Source organism: Leifsonia sp. 22587 (assembly GCF_052044215.1).
Lineage (GTDB): Bacteria > Actinomycetota > Actinomycetes > Actinomycetales > Microbacteriaceae > Leifsonia > Leifsonia shinshuensis_C.
This window is the reverse complement of sequence record NZ_JBQENB010000003.1, coordinates 610,934-635,044: the sequence shown is the minus strand read 5'-3', so window position 1 is coordinate 635,044 and position 24,111 is coordinate 610,934. Positions and strand designations below refer to the sequence as shown.

Sequence of the window (24,111 nt, the reverse complement as noted above, 5' to 3'; positions counted from 1 at the left end):
GTGTATGGCCGCTGCACCCTCTGACCGACCCATCGCCCTCGTCACCGGAGCGTCGCGCGGCATCGGCCGCGCGATCGCGGTCGATCTGGGACGCACGCACCACGTCCTCGTCGGCGGGCGGGATGCGGCCGCGGTCGAGGCGGTCGTCGCCGAGTTGCCGTCAGCTGAGCCCTTCGTCGCCGACCTGACCGCGGACCCGAGCGGCGCATCCGTGCCGGCCCTTCCCGACCGCCTCGACGTGCTCGTGCACTCGGCGGGCGTCGAGGACGGCGGGACGATCGCGGAGACGGAAGCCGACACCTGGCGTCACGTCTTCGAGGTGAACGTCTTCGCGGTCGCGGCACTGACGCGCGTCGCGCTTCCCGCACTGCGCGCGGCGAAGGGGCTCGTGGTCGCGATCAACAGCGGCTCCGGACTGACCAGCGGGCCGGGAGGCGGCGTCTACGCAGGCTCGAAGTTCGCGCTGCGAGCTCTGACCGACGCCCTGCGCGAGGAGGAGCGGCCCAACGCCGTGCGCGTCACGAGCATCCACCCCGGGCGCGTGGACACCGACATGCAGCGCGCGCTCGTCGCCCGGGAGGGCCACGACTACGACACCGCCTACACGATCACGCCCGAGATGGTCGCCGCGACCGTGCGTCTCGCGGTCGACATGCCGCCCGCGGGCACGGTCGAGTCGCTGAGCGTGCGCCCGTTCCACCGGCGCTGACGCGCGGCGCGCCCCCGCCGGGCGCCGGGCGGCTCCGCTCCGTTTCGCCGAAGTGCACGTAGTTGCGCTCCCGCACGGCGTGTCGCCCACAACAAGGTGCACCTCAGCGGATGCGGGATGGACGGATCGCCGAGGTGCACTTTGTTGCGCAGTTGCGCGGCGTGTCGCCCGCAACAACGTGCACCTCGGCGAAGGGGGGAGGCGCGGAGCGGCTACTTGCCGTCCGTGTCCTTGTGCTCGTCGGGGCCGCCGCCCGAGACGGTGTCCTCGCCGGGCTCGGGGGAGCTTCCGTCGGAGCCGGAGCCGTCGGGCAGCTCGTCCGCGTCCGGTCGCTTGTTCTCGTCGCTCATGCGTCGTCCTTCCGTTCGGTGCTGACCGCGCGACGGTACCCCTCCGCGCCCGGGAGGTCCATGCACCGCATCCACGGGACGGGTCAGGAGATCAGCGCCACCATCCCCGCAATGAGGGTCGGGAGCCCCACCAGGACCGCGATCGCGATGGCGACGCGGCGGCCCCAGAGGTCGAGCGGGTTCGTGGGGGTGGTGTCGGTGGCGCCCGGGAGGGCGATGCGGCGGATGCTGCTCATGGTCGGCTCCTGCGATGTCGTACCGCCCGCGACCGTGCGGGCTCGATACGAGTCTCCGTCGGCGGCCCAGCGGGTGCGAGGGCTTGACAGGATACGCGACAGCGACCCGTGACATTCCGGTGCCCGGTGCGTCACCCGCGCGCCCTAGACTGACGCCGCATCCGCAGAGGCGAGAGGACGGTCGGGATCCGGTGAGCAGCGCATCCACCCCTCCGGCCGGGTCGCTCGCGCGCCGGCTGGGGCTCGGCGACGCCATCGCGATCGGCCTCGGCTCGATGATCGGCGCCGGGGTCTTCGCCGCCTTCGCGCCGGCCGCCGCCGCAGCCGGGGCCGCGCTGCTGGTCGGGCTGGTGATCGCGGGCTTCGTCGCGTTCTGCAACGCGACCTCGTCCGCACAGCTGGCCGCGCAGTATCCGACCTCCGGCGGAACGTACGTCTACGGTCGCGAGCGCCTCGGCGAGTGGACCGGCTTCGTCGCGGGCTGGTCGTTCGTCGTCGGCAAGACGGCGAGCTCGGCGGCGATGGCGCTGACCTTCGCGAGCTACGCGGTGCCCGGTCCGTGGGTGAAGCCGGTGGCCGTGCTGGCCGTCGCGGCGCTCACCGTCGTGAACACGCTCGGGGTGACGCGCACCGCGCTGCTGACGCGGGTGCTCGTCGTCGTCTCGCTCATCGCCCTGGCGGTCGCCATCACCATCGGCTTCGGGCACACCGCGGCGAGCGCCGCGCTCCCGGGTCCGGAGGTCACGCTGTACGGGGTCCTGCAGTCGGCCGGATTCCTGTTCTTCGCCTTCGCCGGGTACGCCAGAGTCGCGACGATGGGCGAGGAGGTGGTGGATCCTGCGCGCACCATCCCGCGCGCGATCACGACCGCCCTCGCGGCGGTGCTGGTGGTCTACGCCCTCGTCGCGGTGTCGGCGCTCCACGCACTCGGGCCGGCGGGGCTCGCCGCCTCACCGGCGCCGCTCGACACGGTCGCGGCCACCAGCGGTGCGGCGTGGCCGGGCGTCGTCATCCGGATCGGGGCCGCCACCGCCGCGCTCGGCGCGCTGCTGGCGATGATCGCGGGGGTCGGACGGACGACGCTGGCGATGGCCCGCAACCGCGACCTCCCCGGGTGGCTGTCGGCCGTGCATCCGCGCTTCCGCGTGCCGTACCGGGCGGAACTCCTGCTCGGCCTGATCGTCTGCATTCTCGTCCTGACGACCGACCTGCGCGGCGCGATCGGGTTCTCGTCGTTCGGCGTGCTGCTCTACTACCTGGTCGCCAACGCCTCCGCCTGGACCCAGGACCGCGCCCACCGGCGGTACCCGCGCCTCCTCGCCGTCGCGGGGGCGATCGGCTGCGCGGTGCTGGTCGCGACGCTGCCGCCGACGTCCATCCTGGCCGGGGTGCTGGTCGTCGCCGCCGGGATCGGCTACCGTTTCGTGCGTCTGCGGGCGACGGCCGCGCGAGACGGACGCAGCGAGAAGAACGGAGGGATGCCATGAGCACGGCGCGCATCGACGGGATCGACCCGGCGGCGGCCCCGTCCGGCACCGGGTGCGAGGAGTGCGGCGAGACCGGAAGCTGGTGGCTGCACCTGCGCCGCTGCGCCGAATGCGGGCACGTCGGATGCTGCGACGACTCGCTGAACACGCATGCGACCAAGCATGCGCAGAGCACCGGGCATCCGATCATCCAGAGCTTCGAGCCCGGCGAGGACTGGTTCTACGACTACCGCACCCAGGCTTTCGTCGACGGCCCCCGGCTCGCTCCGCCGGAGAGCCATCCGACCACCCAGTCCGTGCCGGGACCGGCGGACCGCGTACCGCGCGACTGGGAGCGCCGGCTCGAGGAGCGCGGCTGACGCTCGCGGCTGACGGCGCTGACGCGGCCCCGCATCCTGATCGGGGCCTGTTCCGCGACCCGCTTCCCGGTTAGCGTGGCGGCATGAGCCCGTCGTCGAAGTCGGAGACCTTCCTGGAGGTCGACGGCGAGCAGGTGCGCATCTCCAGCCCGGACAAGGTCGTGTTCCCGGAGCCCGGGCTGACCAAGCTCGACCTGGCCCGGTACTACGTGTCCGTGGCGGACGGCGCGCTGCGCGGCGCGGGCGGACGGCCGATGGTGCTCAAGCGCTACGTCAAAGGGCTGACGCAGGAGCCGTTCTTCCAGAAGCGCGTGCCGGAGGGGCATCCCGCCTACATCGACACCGCCACCCTGCACTACGCCCGCGGCACCTCGGCCGAGGAGGCGGTCGTGCGCAACGCCGCCGGGCTGGCGTGGGTCTCCAACCTCGGCTGTCTCGACCTCAACCCGCATCCCGTGCGCGCGGAGGACCTCGACCATCCCGACGAGCTGCGCGTCGACCTCGACCCGATGCCCGGGGTGGACTGGTCGCAGATCGTCGACGTCGCCTTCATCGCGCGTGACGTGCTCGAGGACACCGGACTGGTCGGCTGGCCGAAGACGAGCGGGTCGCGCGGGCTGCACATCCTGGTCCGCATCGAGCCGCGCTGGAGCTTCGCCGACGTGCGCCTCGCCGCCGAGACGCTCGCGCGCGAAGTCGAGAACCGCGCCCCGGGGCTCGCGACCGCGCGCTGGTGGAAGGAGGAGCGCGGCGAGAGCGTCTTCGTGGACTTCAACCAGAACGCGAAAGACCGCACGGTCGCCTCCGCGTACTCCATCCGGGCGCTGCCGGACGCGCGCGTCTCCACCCCGCTCGACTGGGACGAGGTCCGCTCGCGTCGCCCCGAGGAGTTCACCGTGCCGACCGTGCTGCAGCGCTTCGCCGAGCGCGGCGACCCGCACGCCGGGCTCGACGACGCCGCCGGATCGTTGGATGCGCTGCTCGACCTGGCGCGACAGCTCGGCCCGGCCGAGAAGCCGCCGCGGGGCGGTGACGGCGCGGGCCGCCGCGTCTCGCAGATGCCGCTCATCGAGGTCGCGCGCACCAAGACGAAGCCCGAGGCGATGGAGGCGCTCGACCGCTGGAAGGCGGAGCATCCGGACGCCGCCGCGCAGCTGCATCCCGCGGACGAGCTCGTCGACGGGATGCGCGGCTCCAGCTCGCTCTGGTACCGCGTGCGGATCAACCTGCAGCACATCCCGGAGGCCGACCGCCCGGAGCAGGGCCCGCTGCTGGCCGACTACGACCCCTGGGCGGGACGCGGCTGAGCGTTCTCCGCGATCGGCGGCCGAGCCACCAGCCCACCGTGCCGGCCATCAGGATGAGGGATGCCGCCGCGAGACCCAGCGCCCACTGGAGGGCGGCATCGACGCCGGAGGGCGCGAAGTACGACGAGCTCAGCGGGGCGTAGGCGAACCAGCCGAAACCCGTCATTGTACGCGGGACGGCGAACAGGATCGCGGAGACGATCGCGCACACGACGCCGAGAGCGAAGAGCACGGCGGCGACCGCGGACGACCGCGACCGGCGCCCGGACCCGTCCGGTCGATTCCCCTGCGTCATTTCTCCCCCATCTGCCGAGCCGATGGAACCATTCTGCCGGTATCGGACATTCCCCTTTAGGAGCGCGGATCAGCACGGCGAAAAGGGGAGCCGGTGACCGCGCATCCGGACCCGGGGGCCGAGGCTTCGCCCGCGGGGCGGCGCGAGGGCCGTGCACGGAACCGGGGGGTGAGTGCGCGGCCCTCCTTGCCGACGCCGGGATGCGCTGTGCGGCACCGATCGGGCGACTCGCGCGACGCACGCTGCAACGAGTGGATGTGCGCCCCGGCGTGCGACACGATGGTGGCATGACGGACGCACGCGTGACCTCGGTGAACCGCGACGACGAGCACCGCTTCTCGAAGCAGCCGCGCCCATCCATCACCCTGGTCACTGGTCTGGGCGTCGAGGGGGATGCGCACTTCGGCGCCACCGTGCAGCACCTGTCCCGGGTGCGCCGCGACCCGACGCAGCCGAACCTCAGGCAGGTGCACCTCATCCAGGCGGAGCTCTTCGACGAGGTCACGGCCGAGGTCGAGCCGGGTCAGCTCGGCGAGAACGTCACCACCGAGGGCATCGACCTGCTGGGCCTCCCTCGCGGCGCGCGCCTCCGCCTCGGCGACGAGGCCGTCGTCGAAGTGACGGGCCTCCGCAACCCGTGCGTGCAGATCGACCGCTTCCAGCCGGGACTGCTGAAGCAGGTAGTCGGGACGGATGCCGACGGCGCCACGGTCCGCCGGGCGGGTGTGATGGGGGTCGTGCTCAGCGGAGGGGTGGTGCGGCCGGGCGACGCGATCGCGGTCGAGCTGCCGGACGGCGAGCGGGAGGCGCTGGCGCCGGTGTGATCCGGCGTCCCGGTCCATCCGGCTTCGCCGTCTTGCCGCGCGGCCGGCGACGCGGTTGCATCGGGTCATGCGCAACCATGGGTTCGGCCAGCGGGACGTCGTGTCGCCCCGACGGTACTGCTGGATCGGGCTGGACGACGCATCCCGGTTCGACATCGCCGACCTCCGTTTCGGTGAGAGCTCGCTGACGGCGCAGGGCACCTCGCTCACGAGCGCCTACGCGGCGGCGTGGACCCTGGACGTCGGGCCCGGCTGGATCACGCGCCGGATCACCGTCACTGTCGCCGCGGACACGTGGCGGCGCTCGCTCGAACTGACGAGGGATGCGCGCGGCGCGTGGGCCGCGCACCCCGAGAGATCAACCGGCGGTCCCGCAGAGCCGCCGGGTCTCGCGCCCGACGCATCCCTCGCGGACGCCGTCGACTGCGATCTCGGGCTGTGCCCGGTGACCAACACCATGCCGATCCGGCGACTCGGGCTGCTGCGCGGCGACGTAGCACCCACCCGGATCGCGACGGCGTGGGTCGAGGTGCCTTCACTCCGCGTCGTGCGAAGCGAGCAGGTCTACGCATCGCAGGGAGGCGTCATCACGTTCCGGACCGGCTCGGGCGACTTCACGGCCGACCTGGTGACGGACGAGCTGGGCGTGGTGACGCACTACCCGGGCCTCGCCACCCGCTCACCGCTGCCGGAGTAGCAGTCTCCGGTTCACGTCTCTTCTGGCGCGAGCTTCGCGCGCATGACGGCCGAGGGGCCGGAGGCGTCCGCGGGCCGGTGACATGACCGCCGGCCCGCGGACTCCTGGCCCTTACAGCGCGACGATGCCCTCGCCGCCGACCCCGTCGGGAACGACGACCGAGCCGACGCTCGTCAGCGAGCCGTCCGGGTTGACCCGGAAGCCCTCGACGGCCCCGGCCGCGCCGCCCTGCACGTACAGGTAGCGTCCATCGGGAGTCGCGGATGCATCCACGGTCCCCGCCAGCGTGCTGGTGAGTCCCGTCGCGGCGAGCGCGCCCGACCCGGCGTCGGCGTAACCCGAGAGCGATCCGCTGCCCGCGTTGGAGGCGTAGAAGAACGAACCGTCACGAGCGATCCAGCAGGTCGCCGCCTGGCCGGTCGCAGCGGATGCGATCGGTGCGACGGTCCCGTCGGCGGCGACCGTGAAGCTCGCGACCGAGTTGGTGCCCGCCTCGGCCACCAGCAGGTGGCCTCCGGCGTCGAAGGCGACGGCGAACGGAACAGCGCCGGGCTCGACGTTGGTCACCGGATGCTGCGACAGCCCGCCGAGGCGGTCGACGGAGAACACGTCGATGGCGCTCCCGTTCCCCTTGGTGGTGACGACGAGCTTGGATCCGTCAGGGGTGAAGGCGACCTGCCCGGGAGTGTGAGTGAACTCGGGGGTCGCTGCCGCATCCAGGCCGAGCGCGCGGTTCCACACCGGGATCCGGACGAGGAAGTCGGCCACGCGGACGTAACCCTGCACCGAGCCACCGTTGCGCGCGTTGAGCACGTAGACGAGCCCGCCGTGCGTCGCGACACTCACCGGGAACGCCCCTCCGGAGGAGATGACCTCCCGGCGCACCAGCTGGTCGCCGCGCACCGCGAAGACCGTGACCGTGTTGCTGCCGGCGTTGACCGCGTACAGGAGCCCGCGGTCGTAGACGAGGGATCCCTGGGAGGCGAGGTGGTCGACCACCGATCCGGTCAGCGCTCCCCCGACGCCGCCGGTCGGGTAGGTGCCCGCCTGTTGCAGCGTGCCGTCGGGCGCGCGGTCGAAGGCGACGACGGCGTTGCCGGCGAGGCCGTCGGTCTGGGCGAAGACGACGGACGACGAGTGCGGGCCGGACGGCCCACCACCTCCGGGCGGTGGGGAGGCGAGCGCCGGCGAGGCGAAGAGGGCCGCCGTGGTGAGGGCGGCCACCGAGGCGATGGCGAGACGAAGTGCGGTTCTCATGATTCTCCTTCGATCGATCGCGAGCAGCCCCGGAACGGCGCCGCCCGGCGAGCGCATCGTGCGCGCTCCCCCGGTTAGTGACGAGCGGCTGCGGATCCTTACCGATACCGCGCGATCCGCCTGGTCGGAACGTGTGCGCAGCCGACGCCGGTAGCATCAGCCCCATGGATGCCGCAGACGGGACGCCCGCGCCGCGGCGTCCGTCGATGGAGCCTCCGGCCGACACCGACGCGTGGCGCCGGGCCCTGACCGCGGGCGGCGCCGAGAAGCGGGCCGCGGAGGAGCACCTGTACCGGATGCTGCTCGGGGTCGTGCGCGCCGAGGTGCGCCGCCGCGCATCATCGCTGCCGTTCTCGGGCCCAGAGCTCGACGACATCGCGCACCAGGCCGCTGCGGACGCCGTGATCGGCGTATTGAGACGGCTGCACGAGTTCCGGGGTGAGAGCCGCTTCACGACCTGGGCGTACACGTTCGCGATCTTCGAGGTGTCGACGAAGGTGGGGCGTCACTTCTGGAACCACCCGACGGTGTCGCTCGACGCCGTCGGCTGGGAGCGGCTCCCCGACCGCCTCGGCATCGGCCCCGAGGAGCAGCAGGAGGCGAGCGACCTGCTGGCGGCGCTGCAGCACGCCATCGAGACCGTGCTGACCCGGCGGCAGCGCGAGGTGCTGCTGGACGCGGTGGTCCGCGGCGTGCCCCTGGAGGCTCTGGCCGTGTCCCGGAAAACCACCCGCGGAGCCCTCTACAAGACGCTCTTCGACGCGAGAAGGAAGTTGCGGGTCTACCTTGTCACTCATCATTATCTGGACGACGACGGGCGGGAGGTGACATGAGCGCGAGATCACGCCTGGGCGACTTCCTGCACACCGACCGGGACGACGCCGGATGCGCGCAGACCATGTCGCTGATGCACGTCTACGCGGAGCTCGTCCTCGCGGGCCAGGATGCGGCCGCCCGGTACCCGGGCGTCGCCCACCACCTGCGCCGTTGCGAAGCCTGCGGGCAGGACTTCGCGGGCCTGCTGGCCGCCCTGCGCGGCTGACGCCGGTCCGCGCATCCCCCGCCGTGCATCGAGAGGGGGCGCCAGGCCTCAGCCGCGCCGCGGCTTGCGCGGCGGACGGTCGTCGCTCTGCCAGGAGGTGGCGCGGCCACCGCGGCCGCGGTCGGGGCGCAGCTGGATGAGCTTGCCGCCGATGCGCGTGCCGGAGAGCCGTGAGAGCGTGTCGCCGGGGAGGTCGGCGGGCAGCTCGACGATGCTGAAGTCGGGCATGATCCGGATGTGCCCGAAGTCCTCGCGGCTCAGGCCGCCCTCGTTGGCCAGCGCGCCGACGATCTGGCGCGGCTCCACCTTCTGGCGCTTGCCGACTTCGAGGCGGTACGGCGCCATCGGGGTGTCGTTCCGCTCGCGCCGACCCGGGCGGTCGCCGCGGTCGGCCCGCGCTCCCCGGCCGCCCGCGCGGTCGGCTCCGCCGGCCCGGTCGCCCCGGCCTTCGCGCTCCGCCGGCGGCGCCAGCTCGTCGCGTTCGCTGAGCAGCAGCGGCTCGTCGCCCTGGGCGACCACGGCGAGCGCCGCCGCCACGTCCGCCTCCGGAACGTCGTGGTGCTCGACGTAGTGGGCGATGATCTCGCGGAAGCGCGAGATCCGCTCCTCCGCCGCGAGCGCCTGGGTGATGGCGTCGTCGAAGCGGGCGAGGCGGGTGACGTTCACGTCGTCCACGCTGGGCAGCTGCATCTGCGTGAGCGGCTGGCGCGTGGCCTTCTCGATGGCGGTCAGGAGCCGACGCTCACGTGGCGTGACGAAGCTGATCGCCGCGCCGCTGCGTCCGGCCCGGCCGGTGCGCCCGATGCGGTGGACGTACGACTCGGTGTCGACCGGGATGTCGAAGTTGACCACGTGGCTGATCCGCTCCACGTCGAGGCCGCGCGCCGCCACATCCGTCGCCACCAGGATGTCGAGCTTGCCCGACTTGAGCTGGTCGACCGTCCGCTCGCGCTGGGCCTGCGCGACGTCGCCGTTGATGGCCGCCGCTGAGTAACCGCGGGCTCGCAGCCGCTCGGCGAGGGTCTCGGTCTCGTTCTTGGTGCGGACGAAGATGATCATCCCCTCGAAGTTCTCCACCTCGAGGATGCGCGTGAGCGCATCCACCTTCTGCGAGTACGACACGACGAGGTACCGCTGGGTCGTGTTCGCCGAGGTGGTCGTCTTCGACTTGACGGTGATCTCTTCGGGGTCGTGCAGGTACTTCTTCGAGATGCGGCGGATCTGCGCGGGCATCGTCGCTGAGAAGAGGGCGACCTGCTTGTCGTCCGGGGTGTCGGCGAGGATGGTCTCCACGTCCTCCGCGAACCCCATCTTCAGCATCTCGTCCGCCTCGTCGAGCACGAGGTACTTCAGCTCGGAGAGGTCGAGCGTCCCCTTCTCCAGGTGGTCCATGATGCGGCCCGGGGTGCCGACGACGATGTGGACGCCGCGGCGCAGCGCGGACAGCTGCACGCCGTATCCTTGCCCGCCGTAGACCGGCAGCAGGTGCACGCCCTTCATGTGCGTGGCGTAGCTCTCGAAGGCCTCCGCCACCTGCAGCGCCAATTCGCGCGTGGGCGCCAGCACGAGCGCCTGGGGGCTCTTCTGGGACAGGTCGAGGCGGGACAGGATGGGCAGCGCGAACGCGGCCGTCTTGCCCGTGCCGGTCTGGGCCAGGCCCACGACGTCACGGCCCTGCAGCAGCGGCGGGATGGTGGCCGCCTGGATGGCGGACGGGGTCTCGTAGCCGACGTCCTTGAGCGCTTTGAGGACGGCGCCCTCCAGCCCCAGCGAGGAGAAGGTCGGCGCGTCGTCGGCGGCTTCGGCGTCGACGTGGGCTTCGTCGGTGGCGGAATCTGGCGTGGTCACCGTCCCACGGTAGTCCCCGGACGTGGCGGCGTGTTGCCGGAGTCAGTCCTCGGCGACGAGATCCCGGTATTCGGCGTGCTGCTCGATGAACGACTTCACGATCGGGCACTCGACCTTCACGCGCATCCCCTCGTCGCGGATCTGGTCGAGCACGCGCTGGATCAGCGCGGTCGCGACCCCCTGCCCACGGAACTCGGGGAACACGGACGTGGCGATCACGGTGACCACGTCGCCGTGCCGCGCGTAGGTGATCCCGCCGACCAGGGTGTCCCCGCTGACGGCGTCGTACGTCTGCGACTCCTCGTTCTTGACGACGAAGAAGTCGATGCCCGGCTGCGCGGGCGCGTTGGACGTCACCTCGTCGATCAGCACGCGCTGCGTCTCGGTGAGCGTGCCGGTGCCGTCCGGATAACCGGCCTCGTCCGGGTACTCGAAGTCGCCGCTCGCCCCATCAGTCATCGTCATCACCTGCCCGAACCGCCCGCACGGGATGCGCGGGATGAGGGAACGCTATCCCCGGCGGGAGGGTGCGCGCCACCGGGGTGAGCTATCCGCTCCCGTCAGATCGCCCCGCCGTTGACGTAGACGATCTGACCGTTGACCCAGCGCCCGGGTCCGGCCAGGAACGCGACGGTCTCGGCGATGTCCTCCGGGGTGCCCAGCCTCTCCAACGGCGACACCTTGGCGAGCGCTCCCACCTCGTCGTCGTTCTTGCCGTCGAGGAAGAGGTCCGTCGCCGTCGGCCCGGGCGCGACCGCGTTGACCGTCACATCCCTCCCGCGCATCTCGCGCGCCAGGATGAGCGTCATCGCGTTCACCGCCCCCTTGCTGCCGGCGTACGCCGAGTACCCCGGGAACTGCAGCCTGGACACGGACGTCGAGAAGTTGATGATGGCGCCGCCCGGCCGGACCCGCCGGACGGCCTGCTGCGACACCACGAACGTGCCCCGGATGTTGACCCGGTGCATCCGGTCGAGATCGTCGAGGCTGAACGTCGCGAGCGGTCCCAGCAGCATGATCCCCGCCGTGTTCACCACCACGTCCACCCCGCCGAACTCCGCCTCGACCGCGTCGAACGCGGCGACCATGTCGGCTTCCTCGGCGACGTCCCCTTCTACGGCGATCGCCTGTCCGCCGGACTCCACGATGGCGGAGACGATGGCCGCCGCTCTCGATCGGTTCCCCGCGTAGTGCACCGCGACCGCCATGCCCGCTGTCGCGAGACGCTCGCACGTCGCCTTGCCGATACCGCCTGAGCCGCCTGTCACCAGCGCGACTCGGGGGGTCTGCGAATCAGACATCATTCCCTCCTCCAGAGCCGTCGGACAGCGGTATTACACCTCCGCCCGGCGAGGAGCGCCACCCCTCATCGGCGGAGATACTCCCGGGCACGGAATCGGTCGCCGCCCAGGGGCAAACCTTCGAAATCCTCCCGTCGAAGCGGCCGGATGCAATGCTTTTCGTCGGTCACCGGATCGCATACGATGAGTTCGCTCACCGACGAAGGAGTCTCGAGTGCCCGACCTGCCCGCCATCCGGTTGACGCAGCTGACCAAGCTCTTCGGCTCGGTCTCCGCCGTCGACCACCTCGATCTGGAGATCGCCGCCGGCGAGTTCTTCTCGATGCTGGGTCCGTCCGGTTCCGGCAAGACGACGGTGCTGCGGTGCATCGCCGGTTTCGAGCAGCCGACGTCCGGCCGGATCGAACTGTTCGGTCAGGATGTGACGAGCAAGCCGGCCGCGCTTCGCCCTGTCAACACCGTCTTCCAGGACTACGCGCTGTTCCCGCACATGTCGGTGATCGACAACGTGGCCTATGGCCTGCGCGTCCGCGGAGTCGGACGCGCGGAGCGGCGACGCCGAGCCCTGGATGCGCTCGCGTCGGTGCGTCTGGAGGGTTTCGCCGACCGTCGGCCGAATCAGCTCTCGGGCGGCCAGCGGCAGCGGGTGGCGCTCGCGCGCGCGACGGTCGTGAAGCCGAAGGCGCTGCTGCTGGACGAGCCGCTCGGCGCCCTGGACCTCAAGCTGCGGCAGCAGATGCAGGTGGAGCTGAAGCAGCTGCAGCACGAGCTGGGCATCGCCTTCGTCTTCGTCACCCACGACCAGGATGAAGCGCTCACATTGTCGGACCGCATCGCCGTCTTCAACAATGGCCGGATCGAGCAGCTCGGCACCCCGCGTGAGCTGTACGAGAACCCGGTCTCACGCTTCGTCGCCGACTTCGTCGGGACCTCGAACCTGTTCGGTCGCGAGCACGCGCGGAGCGTTCTGGGCCGGGAGGGCGAGTACTCCATCCGCCCCGAGAAGCTGACGCTGACAGCCGAGGCGGATGCGTCCGGCTCACCGAGCGCGAGCGGAACCCTCGTGGAGTCGGTCTACGCCGGAAGCAGCATCCGCCGGGTCGTCGACCTCGATGCGGGCCCCCGGATCTCGGTGCTGGAGCACAACGATCGCACCCACCGCGTCGAGCTGGAGCGGGGGACCCGCGTGCGCATCTCCTGGAACGACGACGACCTCCGCCCGCTGGCGGGCACAGCCCCGGCGTGGACCGACGATGACGCGGCGGAATCGCTCGACGCAGACGTACCTCGCACCAGAGGTGAGAAAGAGAGGCAGGAATCATGATTCGTGCAACGAAGCGCGTGGAGCGCTGGACCGCCGCGCTCGCGGCCGCCTCCGCGGTTCTGCTCCTGGCCGCGTGCTCTGGCGGCGGCTCGGGCGGGGGGAGCGCGGGATCGGTGCCGGACGTCCCGATGGCGAAGAAGCTCGGGGCCAACGAGAAGCAGCTGAACCTCATCGTCTGGGCGGGATACGCGGAGGACGGCACCAACGACCCGAGCGTCGACTGGGTGACGCCCTTCGAGAAGGACACCGGGTGCCAGGTCAACGCCAAGGTCGCCGGTACGTCCGACGAGATGGTGCAGCTGATGCGCACCGGCGGCTACGACGGCGTCTCCGCCTCCGGGGACGCGACCCTCCGTCTCGTGTACGGCGGCCAGGTCGCGCCCGTGAACACCAAGCTGGTGCCGAACTACTCCACGATCTCGAGCTTCCTGAAGGACAAGGCCTGGAACTCGGTGGACGGCCAGATGTACGGCATCCCCCACGGCTGGGGCGCCAACGTCCTGATGTACAACAAGGCCACCGTCTCGCCTGCCCCAGACTCCTGGTCGGCGGTGTTCGACGACGCGTCGAAGTACGCCGGCAAGGTCACCGCGTACGACTCGCCGATCTACATCGCCGACGCTGCGCTCTACCTCCAGGCCCACGACCCGTCGCTCGGGATCAAGGACCCCTACTCGCTGACCGAGAAGCAGCTCGCCGCGGCGGTAGACCTGCTGAAGAAGCAGAAGGCCAGCGTCGGCGAGTACTGGTCCGACTACACCAAGGCGGTGCAGTCGTTCGAGTCGGACAGCAGCGTGGTCGGGACGTCCTGGCAGGTGATCGCGAACCTCATCCAGAGCGACGGCAAGGTCGAGGTCGGCACGACCGTCCCCAAGGAGGGTTCGACCGGCTGGTCGGACACCTGGATGATCTCGTCGAAGGCGAAGCACCCGAACTGCATGTACCGGTGGATGGACTGGATCACGTCCGCGAAGACGAACGCCCAGGTAGCCGAGTGGTTCGGTGAGGCTCCCGCGCAGACGAAGGCCTGCGAGGAGACGACGGACCCGCAGTTCTGCAGCACGTACCACGCCACCGACGCCGACTACGCGTCCAAGATCCACTACTGGACGACGCCGCAGAAGAAGTGCGTGGACGGCAGCGGCGACAACTGCACCGCCTACAGCGAGTGGGTCAGCAAGTGGCAGGAGATCAAGGGATGAGGGCACGCCTGGGCCTCGTGCTCGGGCCGCCCCTCCTCTGGCTCGTCGTCGTCTACCTGGGCTCGATCGCCGTCCTCCTCGTCTCCTCGTTCTGGACGGTGGACAGCTTCACGGGTGCCGTCGTCCCGGCGTTCACGCTCGAGAACTACGCGACGCTCTTCACCGATCCGCTGTACGGGACGGTCGCCCTGCGGACCCTGCTGGTCTCGCTGGGCGTGACGCTCATCGACGCTGTGGTCGCCTTCCCGATGGCGCTGTACATCGCGAAGGTGGCCAAGCCGAGCCGCCGCGCCCTGTACCTGGTGGCGGTGACGACCCCGCTGTGGGCGAGCTACCTGGTGAAGGCGTACGCCTGGCGCATCCTCGTGGAACCGGGAGGACCGATCGCGGTCGCGACGGGAGGCTACACGCCGGGGTTCGGGCTGCCTGCCACGATCATGACGCTGGCCTACCTGTGGCTGCCCTACATGATCATCCCCGTCTACGCCGGCTTCGACCGGGTGCCGGACTCGCTGTTCGAGGCGAGTTACGACCTCGGGGCGTCGACATGGCGGACCATCCGGACGGTGGCGTTCCCGCTCGTCTTCCCCGCGATCGTGGCCGGCTCGATCTTCACCTTCGCGCTGAGCTTCGGGGACTACATCGCGGTCGGGATCGTGGGTGGCAAGACGCAGCTCCTCGCCAACCTCATCTACGGGCAGCTCGTCACCGCGAACAACCAACCACTGGCGGCGGCGCTGTCGGTCATCCCGCTGGTCGCGGTCGTCCTCTATCTGCTCGCGGTCCGCCGCACCGGTGCATTGGAGAACGTGTGAAGCTCTTGTCCACGCCCGCGCGCATCCTCGCCGGGGTCTGCATGCTGCTGGGACTCGTGGTGCTCTACGTGCCGCTGCTGCTGATCGTGCTGAACTCGTTCAACAGCTCGCGGACGTTCTCGTTCCCGCCGCCCGGGTTCACCCTGCAGTGGTGGGAGGACGCGTTCCACTCCCGCGGCGCCGCGGACGCGCTGGCCACCTCGGTGGTCGCCGGGCTCTGCGCATCGGCGATCGCCCTGGTGCTCGGGACGATGGCGGCGTTCGCGGTGCAGCGCTTCCAGTTCTTCGGCAGGCAGAGCATCAACTTCCTGGTGGTCCTGCCGATCACCCTTCCCGGCATCGTGACCGGCATCGCGCTCGCGTCCACGTTCACGACGGTGCTCGGGCCGGTCGGCGTGACGCTCGGGCTCGCCACGGTGATCATCGGCCACGCCACGTTCTGCATCGTGATCGTCTACAACAACGTGCAGGCGCGGCTGCGGCGGATGGGGAGTTCGCTCGAGGAGGCCTCCGGCGATCTGGGCGCCCGGGGCTGGCAGACCTTCCTCTGGGTGACGCTGCCCCAGGTGCGCGGCGCCCTCGCGGCCGGCGTGCTGCTCGCGTTCGCGTTGAGCTTCGACGAGATCGTGGTGACGACCTTCACCGCCGGTCCCACCGTGCAGACGCTCCCGATCTGGATCTTCCAGAACCTCTTCCGGCCGAACCAGGCGCCGGTCGTGAACGTGGTGGCGGCGGTGCTGACGATCATCGCGATCATCCCGGTGTGGCTGTCCCAGCGGCTCGCGGGGGACGCGGTCACCAGCCGGGTATGAGGGTGAGGTTCAGCGGGCGAGGCCCGTGCTGTCCCGTACCTTCAGCTCGGGCTGGATGAGCGGGATCGTGGCGGGCGTCTCGCCCCGGAGAGCGCCGAGGACGCTCTCGACCGCGCGACGTCCGACCTCGGTGAAGTCCAGCCGCACGGTCGTCAGCGCGGGCTGGAAGTAGGCGGACTCGTCCCGGTCGTCGAAACCGACCACGCTCACGTCGCCCGGGATGCTGACTCCGCGGTCGGTGAGCGCCTTCATGACGCCGAGCGCCATCACGTCGTTGATCGCCAGCACGGCGGTGATCGACCGGTCGGCCGCGATCTCCAGCCCGGCCCGGTAGCCGGACTCCGCGGACCAGTCGTCCGACTCGAACACGGTGGGGGCCGTCCGGCCGGCGAGAGCCAGCTCGGTCTGCCACCCGTGCCGGCGCGCGTCGGAGGCCATCCATCCCGCGGGGCCGCCCACGAAGTGGACCGTCTGGTGCCCGAGGTCGAGCAGGTGCCGGGTCGCCAGCTGGGCGCCGAGCGTCTCGTCGATCGAGATCGTCGCAGGTCCCGCCGGCGAGCCCTGCTCGAAGCGGACGACGGGGACGTCGGTGTCGAGCCGCTGCAGCACCTCCGCCGCCGCGGTCATCGGCGCGAGCACGACGATCGCGTCCACACCGCCGTCGACCAGCGAGTCGAGCCCCGCCCGGATGCTGGCCTGGTCGATCTCCGCGATGCTGACGAGGCTCGTGGAGTAGCCGTTGCGACGTGCCTCCTCTGCGATGCCGAACAGCGCGAGCGCCGGGCCGTGGACGGAGAGCGCATAGCTGAGCACCCCGAGGTTCATCGACCGGCTGGTCGCCAGTGCGCGCGCGGCCGAGTTCCGGCGGTAGCGCAACTGCGCCATGGCGGCCTCGACCCGGTCCCGGATGTCGGGGGAGACGTTGCTGTGGCCGTTGACCACCCGGGAGACCGTCTGCTGCGACACTCCGGCGAGGCGGGCCACATCGACCATGCGCGCCGCACGCGGCCCACCGGCTCTCGTCTCCGTCATCCCCCAATTATGGCCGCCACCGGCCGGACGCTCGCGAGCGCCCGGCCGGTGCGGGGGTGAACCGACGGCTCAGCGGTTGCCGTAGCGCAGCACCGCCGGGTGCTGCTCGTACGGCCACTCGGCCTCGGGGATCATGTACTGCAGCGTGGTGTAGCTGCCGTCCATCGTGGCCGCCAGCGACGGCGGGCCGGGGAAGCCGATCACGCGCCAGCCGACGCGGTTGTCGTTGCCGCCGTAGACCGGGTCGCCGTAGAACCCCTGCCGGGTGTTCAGCACCAGGAGCGGGAAGAACTCGAGGAAGTCCTCGTTGACCGGCTGGTTGCCGGCCGGCGCTCCCCCGCTGCCCTGACCGTCCGACTCGGCGAAGACGAACTTCGCCGGCTTCTCCTTCTTGGAGATGGTCTCGAGGACGGTGTCCTGCTGGTCCTCGTCGAGGTCGACGAAGTCGGCGCCGAACTTGTCGGCGGCGATCCCGTCGAGTTCGACGATCCCCTCGCGGTAGAACTTCTGCCGGCTCTCGATGCGCTCCTGCCAGGCCTGCTCCTCGAGCCCCTCCATCCGGAGGAAGCCCTTGCCGTCAGCGGCGGGGAAGACGAACTGCGTCCCCGCCAGCATCCGGTCGATGAACCGCACCACCCCGGCTTCCTTCGCTCCCGGGTGGTGGTCCGTCGGAATGATGCGCGCAGTGGCGGCCTCGACAGTCGCCCACTCGTGCTCGGTGAAGAACAGCGGCCCATCCGTGTCCCGTGCCGAGATCGGTACGGTGACCCATTCTGCCTGTCCCATTGTCTGGTCGTCTCCTCTCAGGCCGACGTGTCAGTCGGTCCAGCCGTGGCGGTCCACGGCGATGATCCGGTCGGCGCAACGCCAGGCGTTCGCCATGATCGTGAGCGCGGGGTTGATGCCCGTCGCCGTCGGGAAGAAGCTCGCGTCGAACACGTAGAGGTTGGGGACCTCGTGCGACCGGCACCACTTGTCGACGACCGACGTGGCGGGGTCGTTGCCCATGCGCGCGGTGCCGAGCTCGTGCGAGGTGTTGCCGGTGATGCGCTCCATGTTGACCGGGACGACCTTGGATGCACCCGCGGCCTCGAGGATCTCCCCGTTCTTCTTCACCTGCCACTTCTCCTGCGCGAAGTCGTTCGCGTGCGGAGTGTGGGTGATCCGGGCGACGGGGAGGCCCCAGGCGTCCTTCACGGTCGGGTCGAGGTCCACGCGGTTCGACTCGACGGGGAGGTCGTGGAGCAGGATGCCGATCTTCATGCTGTAGTTGAACAGGTCGCGATCGGCGTCCTTGGCGGCCTGGCCCCAGGTGGGGCGTCCGGGGAAGCTCCAGTTGACGGGATGCCCGAGCATCGACGGGAAGATGAGCGAGCCGAGGATGTGGCCGCGCGACTCGTCGGTCTCGTAGAAGTCGAACGAGCACAGGTTCATGTAGTGGCCCGACCACCCGTACAGCGGGTCGTGCAGCTCCTTGTCGAACAGGCCGACGGAGAACGAGTACTGGTGGAACGTCGCGTTCTTGCCGACCTGGCCGCTCCCGTTGCCGAGGCCGTCGGGGAACAGCGCCGACTTCGACATGAGCAGCAGCCGCGGGGTCTCGATGCCGCCGCCGCAGACGATCACGGCCTTGGCGTTCTGCACGAACTCGTTGCCGTTCTCGTCCTGGTAGCGCACGCCGGTGGCCTTGCCGGTCTTGTCGACGAGGATCTCGCTGACGTAGCAGTCGGAGCGCAGGTCGTACAGGCCGGTGTTGATGGCATCCGGGATGAAGCTGATCAGCGTCGACGACTTGCCGTTTCCGGGGTCGGGGTACTGCTGCCAGAACCCGTTCTCGCTGAACGGCTTGCGGCCCCGGTACGGCTCGGTCACCATGCCCTGCGGCATCGGGAACGTGCTATGGCCCATCTTGTTCATGGCCGTCGCGAACTTGCGGCCGATCTGGCTGAGCGGCGCCGGCTTGGTCGGGTAGTCGCGACTGCGGCGGCCCTCCCACCGGTTGGCTCCACCGAGACCGGACGTGCCGAACTCCCACTCGACGCGCGTGTAGTACGGCTCGAGGTCGTCGTAGGTGATCGGCCAGTCGACGAGGCTCGCGCCCTCGACGTCGCCGTGGATCGAGCGGAGGCGGAAGTCGTTCTCCGTCATGCGCGGCACCATGCCGCCCCAGTGGGTCGTGCCGCCGCCGACGACCTGCGGGGTCGCCGAGAAGTTGGTGATGACTGCTTCCTCGCTGTCGTTCTGGCGGTACGTGCGCGGCTTGAGCTTCGGGTCCTGCCAGATGAAGTTGCGGTTGAGGAACTTGAGCTCGTCGCCGGACGCGTGCTCGGGCTTGAGCCAGGGCCCGCGCTCCAAGCCGACGACGCGGAGGCCCGCTTCGGTCAGCACCTTCGCGGCGGTCGCCCCGCCGGCGCCGGCGCCGACGATCACGACGTCGACCGGCTCGGGGTTCTTGAGAGTGGTCATTGTCTGTCCTTCCTTGTGACGTTTCGTCGGGGGATGCGCCGCCTAGGCGAGCACCCCGGCGCGGCCCAGCCGCGCGATCGGGAGCAGCGCAGCCCACAGCTGCTCCGGGATGTCGAACTCCGCGAGCTCCACGGTCTGGCCGACCCGCTTGGGCTCCGACATGCCGACGATCGTGGAGGTGACGCGCGGGTCGCGCAGCGAGAACTGCAGGGCTGCGGCCGCGAGAGGGACGTCGAACTCGGCGCACAGCGCCTCCATCCGGCGCACGCGCTCGAGCACCTCGTCCGCGACGGGGGCGTAGCAGTAGGTGGGGACCGCGTCCGGGCCCTTCACGAGCATCCCGCCGCCGAACGGCGCTGCGTTCACGAACGCGACCCCGCGCTCCTGCGCGTCGTCGAGGAGCGGCTCCGCCGACTGGTCGACCAGGGTGAACCGGTTGTGGCTGATCACCGCGTCGAACGCCTCGGTGGCGAGGTACTGCAGTTCGAGGTCGATCGGGCCGCCGGCGACGCCGAGGTGGCCGATCACTCCCTCGTCCCGAAGCGCGATCAGGGCCTCGAGCGGACCGCCGGGGCCGACCCCCTCTTCGAAGCTGATCTTCTCGGGGTCATGCAGGTAGACGAGCGGGAGCGTGTCGAGGCCGAGTCGTTCGAGGCTCTCCTCGACGGACCGGCGCACCCGATCGCCGGAGAAGTCGGTGGTTCCGGGGACGGGGTCCACCTTCGTGGCGACCAGGAAGCCGTCCGGCACTCCCCCGTTCTCGCGGATGGCCTGGCCGATGCGCTTCTCGCTGTCGCCGCCGCCGTACTCGTTGGAGGTGTCGATGAAGGTGAACGGCCCCTCGAAGACGCGGCGGATGGTCGCGACGGCGGTCTCGGTGTCGACTTCGTAGCCGTACTGGGCGGGGAAGCTGCCGAGGGCACTGGTGCCGACGCAGACGTCGGAGACGGTGAGCCCGGTGCGCCCGAGTTGTTTGGTGGTCATGCGCTTCTCTTTCTCTGGAGTGTTCGATGGTTCATGGGGTTCGCGACGGCGGCGCGGTGCTCTGCCTCACGACGAGCGTCGGGCTCACCCGCGGGAGGGGGTCCGCCTCTCCGCCGCGCATGAGGTGCAGGATGCGGTCCACCGCCAGACGCCCGACCTCTTCGAAGTCGAGATGGATGGTGGTGAGGGCCGGCCGGTAGTACTGCGATTCGGGGACGTCGTCGAAGCCGACGACACTGACGTCTTCCGGGACGCGGAGCCCGGCGTCCGCGAGCGCCTTGACCACGCCGAGGGCCATCTGGTCGTTGGCCACGAACACCGCGGTGATCGTCGGATTGCCCGCGATCTCCCGTCCGGCCGCATAGCCCGAGCGGGTGGACCAGTCGCCCGAGATCACCCGGTTGGTCACGCGGCCGGCCGACGCGAGGGTTCGTGCCCATCCGCGGAGCCGTGCCTCGCTGCCCAGCCAGCCGCTCGGCCCGGCGACCTGCCAGACGGTCTCGTGGCCCAGGTCGAGCAGATGCCGCGTGGCGAGCTCGGCTCCGGCGACCTCGTCCGTGGCGACGCTCAGAGTGCCCTCCGAAGCGCCCGGTTCGAAGACCACGAGGGGCACACCGGCATCCAGGCCCGAGATGGCCTCGAGGGCCGCATCCACGGGGGCCAGGACGACGATCCCGTCGACCGAGTCCTCCACCAGGTGCTCCAGTGCGGCTTTCATGGTGGCCCGGTCGACGTCGCCGAGGGTGACGAGGTTCGTCGCGTAGCCGGCCGCCCTGGCCTCGTCCGCGATCCCGCTGAGAGCCACGGACGGCCCGTACTGGGCGAGGCCGAAGCTCACGATCCCGATGTTCATCGTCCGGCCGTTGGCCAGGGCGCGAGCGGCCGGGTTGCGGCGGTAGCGCAGCTGCTGGATGGCGGTCTCCACCCGGTCCCGGACCTCCGGAGCCACATTGGGGCTTCCGTTGACGACCCGGGAGACGGTCTGCTGCGAGACTCCGGCGAGCCGTGCGACATCGATCATCCTGGCACCGCGAGTCGTCGACTGCTTCTCGTTGCTCGAAGGTGCCGACATCGGCTCAGCTCGCTGCCCGTGCGGTCCGCCGGCCGAAGTGCGACCGGAAGAACCCGGAGATCCTCTGGACGCCTCCCGCCGAGGAGAGGAAGACGGCGATGACGATCACCGCACCCTTGATGACCAGCTGCGGCTCCGAGGAGATGCCGACCAGGTTCATGACGTTGATGATCGTGGCCAGCACGAACACACCGATCACGGCGCTGATGGGATCCCCCTTGCCGCCCATGAGCGAGGCGCCGCCGACCACGACGGCCGCGATCGCGTCCAGCTCGTAGCCGACGCCGATGAGCGAACTGCCCTGGCGCAGCTGGGCCGCGGCGATCAGGCCGGCGAGCCCGGCGAGAAGCCCCGACATCGTGTAGGTGATGATCAGGTTGCGGGCGACCGGGAGACCGGAGAGACGCGCGGCCTCCGGGTTGCCGCCGATCGCGTACAGCGACCGGCCGAACGTGGTGAACTTCGCGACCAGCGCCGCGAGGATCATCACGACGAGGAAGATCATCACGGGGTTCTGCAGCCCGAGGGTGGTCCCCCGCGCGAAGAGGTCGATGAAGGTCTGGTCGGTGATCTGGATCAAGCTGGTCGACTGGATGATGTAGCTGAAGCCTTTGACGGCGCTCATCATGGCGAGGGTCGCGATGAAGGGCGGGATGCGCAGCCACACGACCAGGAGGCCGTTGATCAGCCCCGCGATCCCGCAGCAGAACAGCGTGAACGCCACCGAGAGCCCCGTGGCCATGCCCGCCTGCAGGGTGAGGGCGACGATGACGGTCGACATCGCGAGGATGGAGCCGACCGACAGGTCGATCCCCCCGGTGAGGATCACGAAGAACTGGCCGACCGCCAGCACCGCCACGATGGACGCCGCGGCGATCACGTTCTCGGCGTTCCTCAGCGTGAGGAAGTCACCGGAGACGTAGTAGCCGATCACGATGATCACCACGAGGACGAGCAGAAGGTAGCTCTTCGGAAGCAAGCGCTTGAACACGCCGCCCCACGTCGATCGTGCGCGTGCGGCCGGGGACGATCCGGCGGACGTCGCCGGCTCTTGGAGGGTCTTGTTCGACATTGTCTTTCCCGTCGTTGGGTTCTTGTCAGTGGTGTTCTGGGGCGGCCGGCTCAGGCCAGGAGCTGGAGGATCCGCTGCCCCTGGGGGTCGATCTCGTCGTGATCGAACTCGGCGACCACGCGGCCGCGGGCCATGACGAGGACGCGGTCGCACATCATCGCCTCGGAGATCTCGGAACTCGCGATGATCACGGTCCCGCCCGACCGGGCGAAGTCGCGGATCAGCTCGTACATGTCCTCCTTGGCTCCGACGTCGACGCCGCGCGTCGGCTCGTCGCAGATGAGGAGCCGCGAGGAACGCACCAGCCAGCGGGCGAGGATGCCCTTCTGCTGCGTGCCGCCGCTGAGCGTCTTCATCGGCTGGTTGACGCTGGAGACCTTCATCCCGAGCCGCGTCACCATCTCCTGGGCTGCTCGCTTCTCGCGCTTCCCGTCGATCACGGAGAGCCGGCTGAACATCGGCATGCTCGCGAGAGTGATGTTGCCGGCGACGCCCATCTCCGGGATGAAGCCCTGCGCCTTCCTGTCCTGCGGGAGGAGTCCGATGCCCCGGCGGATGGCGTCGCGGGGTGAGGCGAAGTCGACCGGCTTGTCGTCCATGATCAGCCGCCCGTCGGTCTTCCGGCGGGCGCCGGCGAGCAGGCTGGCCAGCTCGGACTGGCCGGAGCCGATGAGGCCGGCGATGCCGAGCACCTCGCCCTGGTACAGGTCGAAGTCGATGTCGGCGACGCGGTCGTCCTCGCCGAGCCCGCGAGCCGAGAGGAGGATGCTCTCCGTCCTGCCCGCTCCGAGCCGGGGGCTGCGCTCGCCGCGCAGGGCCGCATCCGCGATGGATCCTTCGAGGCTCTTGCCGACCATCGCCGTGACGACGTCGGCCGGCTTCGTCTCGGCCGTGCGGAGATTGGCGGCGGTGACGCCGTCGCGCAGGACGGTGACCGCGTCGCAGAGGCTGTAGAGCTCATCCATGCGGTGGGAGATGTAGAGGAGCGTGACGCCCTCGGCGGCGAGCCGGCGCAGCACGGTGAAGAGCCGCTCGACGTCCGGGAGGGGGAGCGTGGAGGTCGGCTCGTCCAGCAGCAGCACCCGGGCATCCTTGTGGAGCGCCTTCGCCAGCTCGACCGCCTGCTGCTCGGCCACCGAGAAGCTCGAGACCGGCTGTCGCACGTCGAGGTCGAAGCCGACCCGCGCCAGCGCTTCCCGAGCCTGGGCCTGCATCGCGTTCCAGTCGACGACCGCGCCCTTCGTCGGCAGCGTTCCGAGGAAGATGTTCTCGGCCACCGACAGCGACGGCACCAGGCTCAACTCCTGGTAGATGGTGTGGATGCCGGCGGCCTGCGCATCCGTCGGCTCCTTGAACCGCATGACCTCGCCGCCCAGGCGGATGGTTCCGCCGTCCGGGATCTCGGCGCCGGAGAGGATCTTGACGAGCGTCGACTTGCCGGCGCCGTTCTGCCCTGCGAGAGCGTGGATGCTCCCCCGCTTGACCGAGAAGCTGACTCCCTTGAGCGCCTGGACACCCAGGTAGCCCTTGGTGATGCCCTCGAGCTGAAGCTCGTCCATGTTTCCTCTGCACTTCCTCGTGACGTGTGTGTGGTGGAGCCGGTCGCTGCGCCCGGACCGA

At 70.3% G+C, this 24,111-nt stretch carries 25 protein-coding genes; 12 read left to right on the top strand and 13 right to left on the bottom strand.

What is annotated here, in order from left to right; genetic code table 11:
* The first annotated feature begins 4 nt into the window (after positions 1-4).
* Positions 5-709 carry an SDR family oxidoreductase gene (locus tag ACTJI1_RS15270; RefSeq protein ID WP_440743306.1) on the top strand — a complete coding sequence of 235 codons (705 nt, stop codon included), beginning with the start codon at positions 5-7 and terminating at the stop codon, positions 707-709.
* 212 nt (positions 710-921) lie between these two features.
* Here the strand turns inward: ACTJI1_RS15270 and ACTJI1_RS15265 are convergent, their stop codons facing one another.
* Together ACTJI1_RS15265 and ACTJI1_RS15260 are read right to left on the bottom strand one after the other, a co-directional pair.
* On the bottom strand, positions 922-1,059 hold the full coding sequence (locus ACTJI1_RS15265; RefSeq protein WP_310132006.1) for a hypothetical protein: 138 nt from the start codon (positions 1,057-1,059) through the stop codon (positions 922-924).
* 83 nt (positions 1,060-1,142) lie between these two features.
* Complete coding sequence (locus ACTJI1_RS15260) at positions 1,143-1,295, bottom strand: hypothetical protein (protein WP_310132009.1); 153 nt, start codon at positions 1,293-1,295, stop codon at positions 1,143-1,145.
* Positions 1,296-1,486: 191 nt separating this feature from the next.
* Here ACTJI1_RS15260 and ACTJI1_RS15255 point away from each other — a divergent pair, with 191 nt between their 5' ends.
* The 5 genes from ACTJI1_RS15255 to ACTJI1_RS15235 all read left to right on the top strand — a co-directional run bounded on the left by ACTJI1_RS15255 (position 1,487) and on the right by ACTJI1_RS15235 (position 6,264).
* Positions 1,487-2,782, top strand: coding sequence for an APC family permease (locus ACTJI1_RS15255; RefSeq protein WP_440743305.1), 1,296 nt, complete (start codon positions 1,487-1,489; stop codon positions 2,780-2,782).
* On the top strand, positions 2,779-3,141 hold the full coding sequence (locus ACTJI1_RS15250; RefSeq protein WP_440743304.1) for a UBP-type zinc finger domain-containing protein: 363 nt from the start codon (positions 2,779-2,781) through the stop codon (positions 3,139-3,141). Before ACTJI1_RS15255 ends, ACTJI1_RS15250 begins: the two co-directional genes overlap by 4 nt.
* An 83-nt stretch (positions 3,142-3,224) precedes the next feature.
* Complete coding sequence (ligD, locus tag ACTJI1_RS15245) at positions 3,225-4,448, top strand: non-homologous end-joining DNA ligase (protein WP_440743303.1); 1,224 nt, start codon at positions 3,225-3,227, stop codon at positions 4,446-4,448.
* A gap of 582 nt (positions 4,449-5,030) precedes the next feature.
* Positions 5,031-5,567, top strand: a complete 537-nt coding sequence (locus tag ACTJI1_RS15240; protein ID WP_440743302.1) for an MOSC domain-containing protein — start codon at positions 5,031-5,033, stop codon at positions 5,565-5,567.
* A 67-nt stretch (positions 5,568-5,634) separates the two neighbouring features.
* Entirely contained in the window at positions 5,635-6,264 is a 630-nt protein-coding gene (locus ACTJI1_RS15235) for a putative glycolipid-binding domain-containing protein (protein WP_440743301.1), read from the top strand.
* Between the two features lie 111 nt (positions 6,265-6,375).
* Here ACTJI1_RS15235 and ACTJI1_RS15230 read toward each other — a convergent pair whose 3' ends face one another.
* Positions 6,376-7,521 carry a lactonase family protein gene (locus ACTJI1_RS15230; protein WP_440743300.1) on the bottom strand — a complete coding sequence of 382 codons (1,146 nt, stop codon included), beginning with the start codon at positions 7,519-7,521 and terminating at the stop codon, positions 6,376-6,378.
* 164 nt (positions 7,522-7,685) lie between these two features.
* On the opposite strand from ACTJI1_RS15230, the gene ACTJI1_RS15225 reads away from it, so the two are divergent.
* Positions 7,686-8,354: a sigma-70 family RNA polymerase sigma factor gene (locus ACTJI1_RS15225; protein WP_440743299.1), complete on the top strand. Its 669-nt coding sequence runs from the start codon at positions 7,686-7,688 to the stop codon at positions 8,352-8,354.
* Positions 8,351-8,563, top strand: a complete 213-nt coding sequence (locus ACTJI1_RS15220) for a hypothetical protein (RefSeq protein ID WP_440743298.1) — start codon at positions 8,351-8,353, stop codon at positions 8,561-8,563. Before ACTJI1_RS15225 ends, ACTJI1_RS15220 begins: the two co-directional genes overlap by 4 nt.
* 48 nt (positions 8,564-8,611) lie before the next feature.
* Here the strand turns inward: ACTJI1_RS15220 and ACTJI1_RS15215 are convergent, their stop codons facing one another.
* The 3 genes from ACTJI1_RS15215 to ACTJI1_RS15205 all read right to left on the bottom strand — a co-directional run bounded on the left by ACTJI1_RS15215 (position 8,612) and on the right by ACTJI1_RS15205 (position 11,712).
* Positions 8,612-10,411 (bottom strand): DEAD/DEAH box helicase, encoded by a 1,800-nt coding sequence (locus tag ACTJI1_RS15215; protein ID WP_440743297.1) that lies wholly within the window; start codon positions 10,409-10,411, stop codon positions 8,612-8,614.
* A 42-nt stretch (positions 10,412-10,453) separates the two neighbouring features.
* A complete protein-coding gene (locus tag ACTJI1_RS15210; protein WP_310132037.1) occupies positions 10,454-10,870 on the bottom strand; it encodes a GNAT family N-acetyltransferase in 417 nt (138 codons plus the stop codon).
* Between the two features lie 101 nt (positions 10,871-10,971).
* The gene (locus ACTJI1_RS15205) at positions 10,972-11,712 is read right to left on the bottom strand and encodes an SDR family oxidoreductase (RefSeq protein WP_440743296.1); all 741 of its coding nucleotides are present in this window, start codon (positions 11,710-11,712) and stop codon (positions 10,972-10,974) included.
* Between the two features lie 214 nt (positions 11,713-11,926).
* Here ACTJI1_RS15205 and ACTJI1_RS15200 point away from each other — a divergent pair, with 214 nt between their 5' ends.
* From ACTJI1_RS15200 to ACTJI1_RS15185, 4 genes are read left to right on the top strand one after another with little or no spacing between them, the layout of a single operon-like run.
* Positions 11,927-13,036, top strand: a complete 1,110-nt coding sequence (locus tag ACTJI1_RS15200; protein WP_440743295.1) for an ABC transporter ATP-binding protein — start codon at positions 11,927-11,929, stop codon at positions 13,034-13,036.
* Positions 13,033-14,238 carry an ABC transporter substrate-binding protein gene (locus ACTJI1_RS15195; RefSeq protein ID WP_440743294.1) on the top strand — a complete coding sequence of 402 codons (1,206 nt, stop codon included), beginning with the start codon at positions 13,033-13,035 and terminating at the stop codon, positions 14,236-14,238. Before ACTJI1_RS15200 ends, ACTJI1_RS15195 begins: the two co-directional genes overlap by 4 nt.
* A complete protein-coding gene (locus ACTJI1_RS15190) occupies positions 14,235-15,053 on the top strand; it encodes an ABC transporter permease (protein WP_440743293.1) in 819 nt (272 codons plus the stop codon). The genes ACTJI1_RS15195 and ACTJI1_RS15190 overlap by 4 nt, the downstream gene beginning before the upstream one ends.
* Positions 15,050-15,865 (top strand): ABC transporter permease, encoded by an 816-nt coding sequence (locus tag ACTJI1_RS15185; RefSeq protein ID WP_440743292.1) that lies wholly within the window; start codon positions 15,050-15,052, stop codon positions 15,863-15,865. Before ACTJI1_RS15190 ends, ACTJI1_RS15185 begins: the two co-directional genes overlap by 4 nt.
* A 9-nt stretch (positions 15,866-15,874) precedes the next feature.
* Here ACTJI1_RS15185 and ACTJI1_RS15180 read toward each other — a convergent pair whose 3' ends face one another.
* From ACTJI1_RS15180 to ACTJI1_RS15150, 7 genes are all read right to left on the bottom strand, one after another.
* The gene (locus ACTJI1_RS15180; RefSeq protein ID WP_440743395.1) at positions 15,875-16,858 is read right to left on the bottom strand and encodes a LacI family DNA-binding transcriptional regulator; all 984 of its coding nucleotides are present in this window, start codon (positions 16,856-16,858) and stop codon (positions 15,875-15,877) included.
* A 108-nt stretch (positions 16,859-16,966) separates the two neighbouring features.
* On the bottom strand, positions 16,967-17,683 hold the full coding sequence (locus tag ACTJI1_RS15175; RefSeq protein ID WP_440743291.1) for a gluconate 2-dehydrogenase subunit 3 family protein: 717 nt from the start codon (positions 17,681-17,683) through the stop codon (positions 16,967-16,969).
* Between the two features lie 30 nt (positions 17,684-17,713).
* Positions 17,714-19,363, bottom strand: a complete 1,650-nt coding sequence (locus ACTJI1_RS15170; RefSeq protein ID WP_018192078.1) for a GMC family oxidoreductase — start codon at positions 19,361-19,363, stop codon at positions 17,714-17,716.
* Between the two features lie 42 nt (positions 19,364-19,405).
* Complete coding sequence (locus ACTJI1_RS15165; protein ID WP_440743290.1) at positions 19,406-20,347, bottom strand: aldo/keto reductase; 942 nt, start codon at positions 20,345-20,347, stop codon at positions 19,406-19,408.
* Positions 20,348-20,378: 31 nt separating this feature from the next.
* Entirely contained in the window at positions 20,379-21,368 is a 990-nt protein-coding gene (locus tag ACTJI1_RS15160) for a LacI family DNA-binding transcriptional regulator (protein WP_440743289.1), read from the bottom strand.
* Between the two features lie 55 nt (positions 21,369-21,423).
* Complete coding sequence (locus ACTJI1_RS15155; RefSeq protein ID WP_440743288.1) at positions 21,424-22,491, bottom strand: ABC transporter permease; 1,068 nt, start codon at positions 22,489-22,491, stop codon at positions 21,424-21,426.
* 50 nt (positions 22,492-22,541) lie between these two features.
* On the bottom strand, positions 22,542-24,050 hold the full coding sequence (locus ACTJI1_RS15150) for a sugar ABC transporter ATP-binding protein (protein WP_440743287.1): 1,509 nt from the start codon (positions 24,048-24,050) through the stop codon (positions 22,542-22,544).
* Positions 24,051-24,111: the final 61 nt, after the last annotated feature.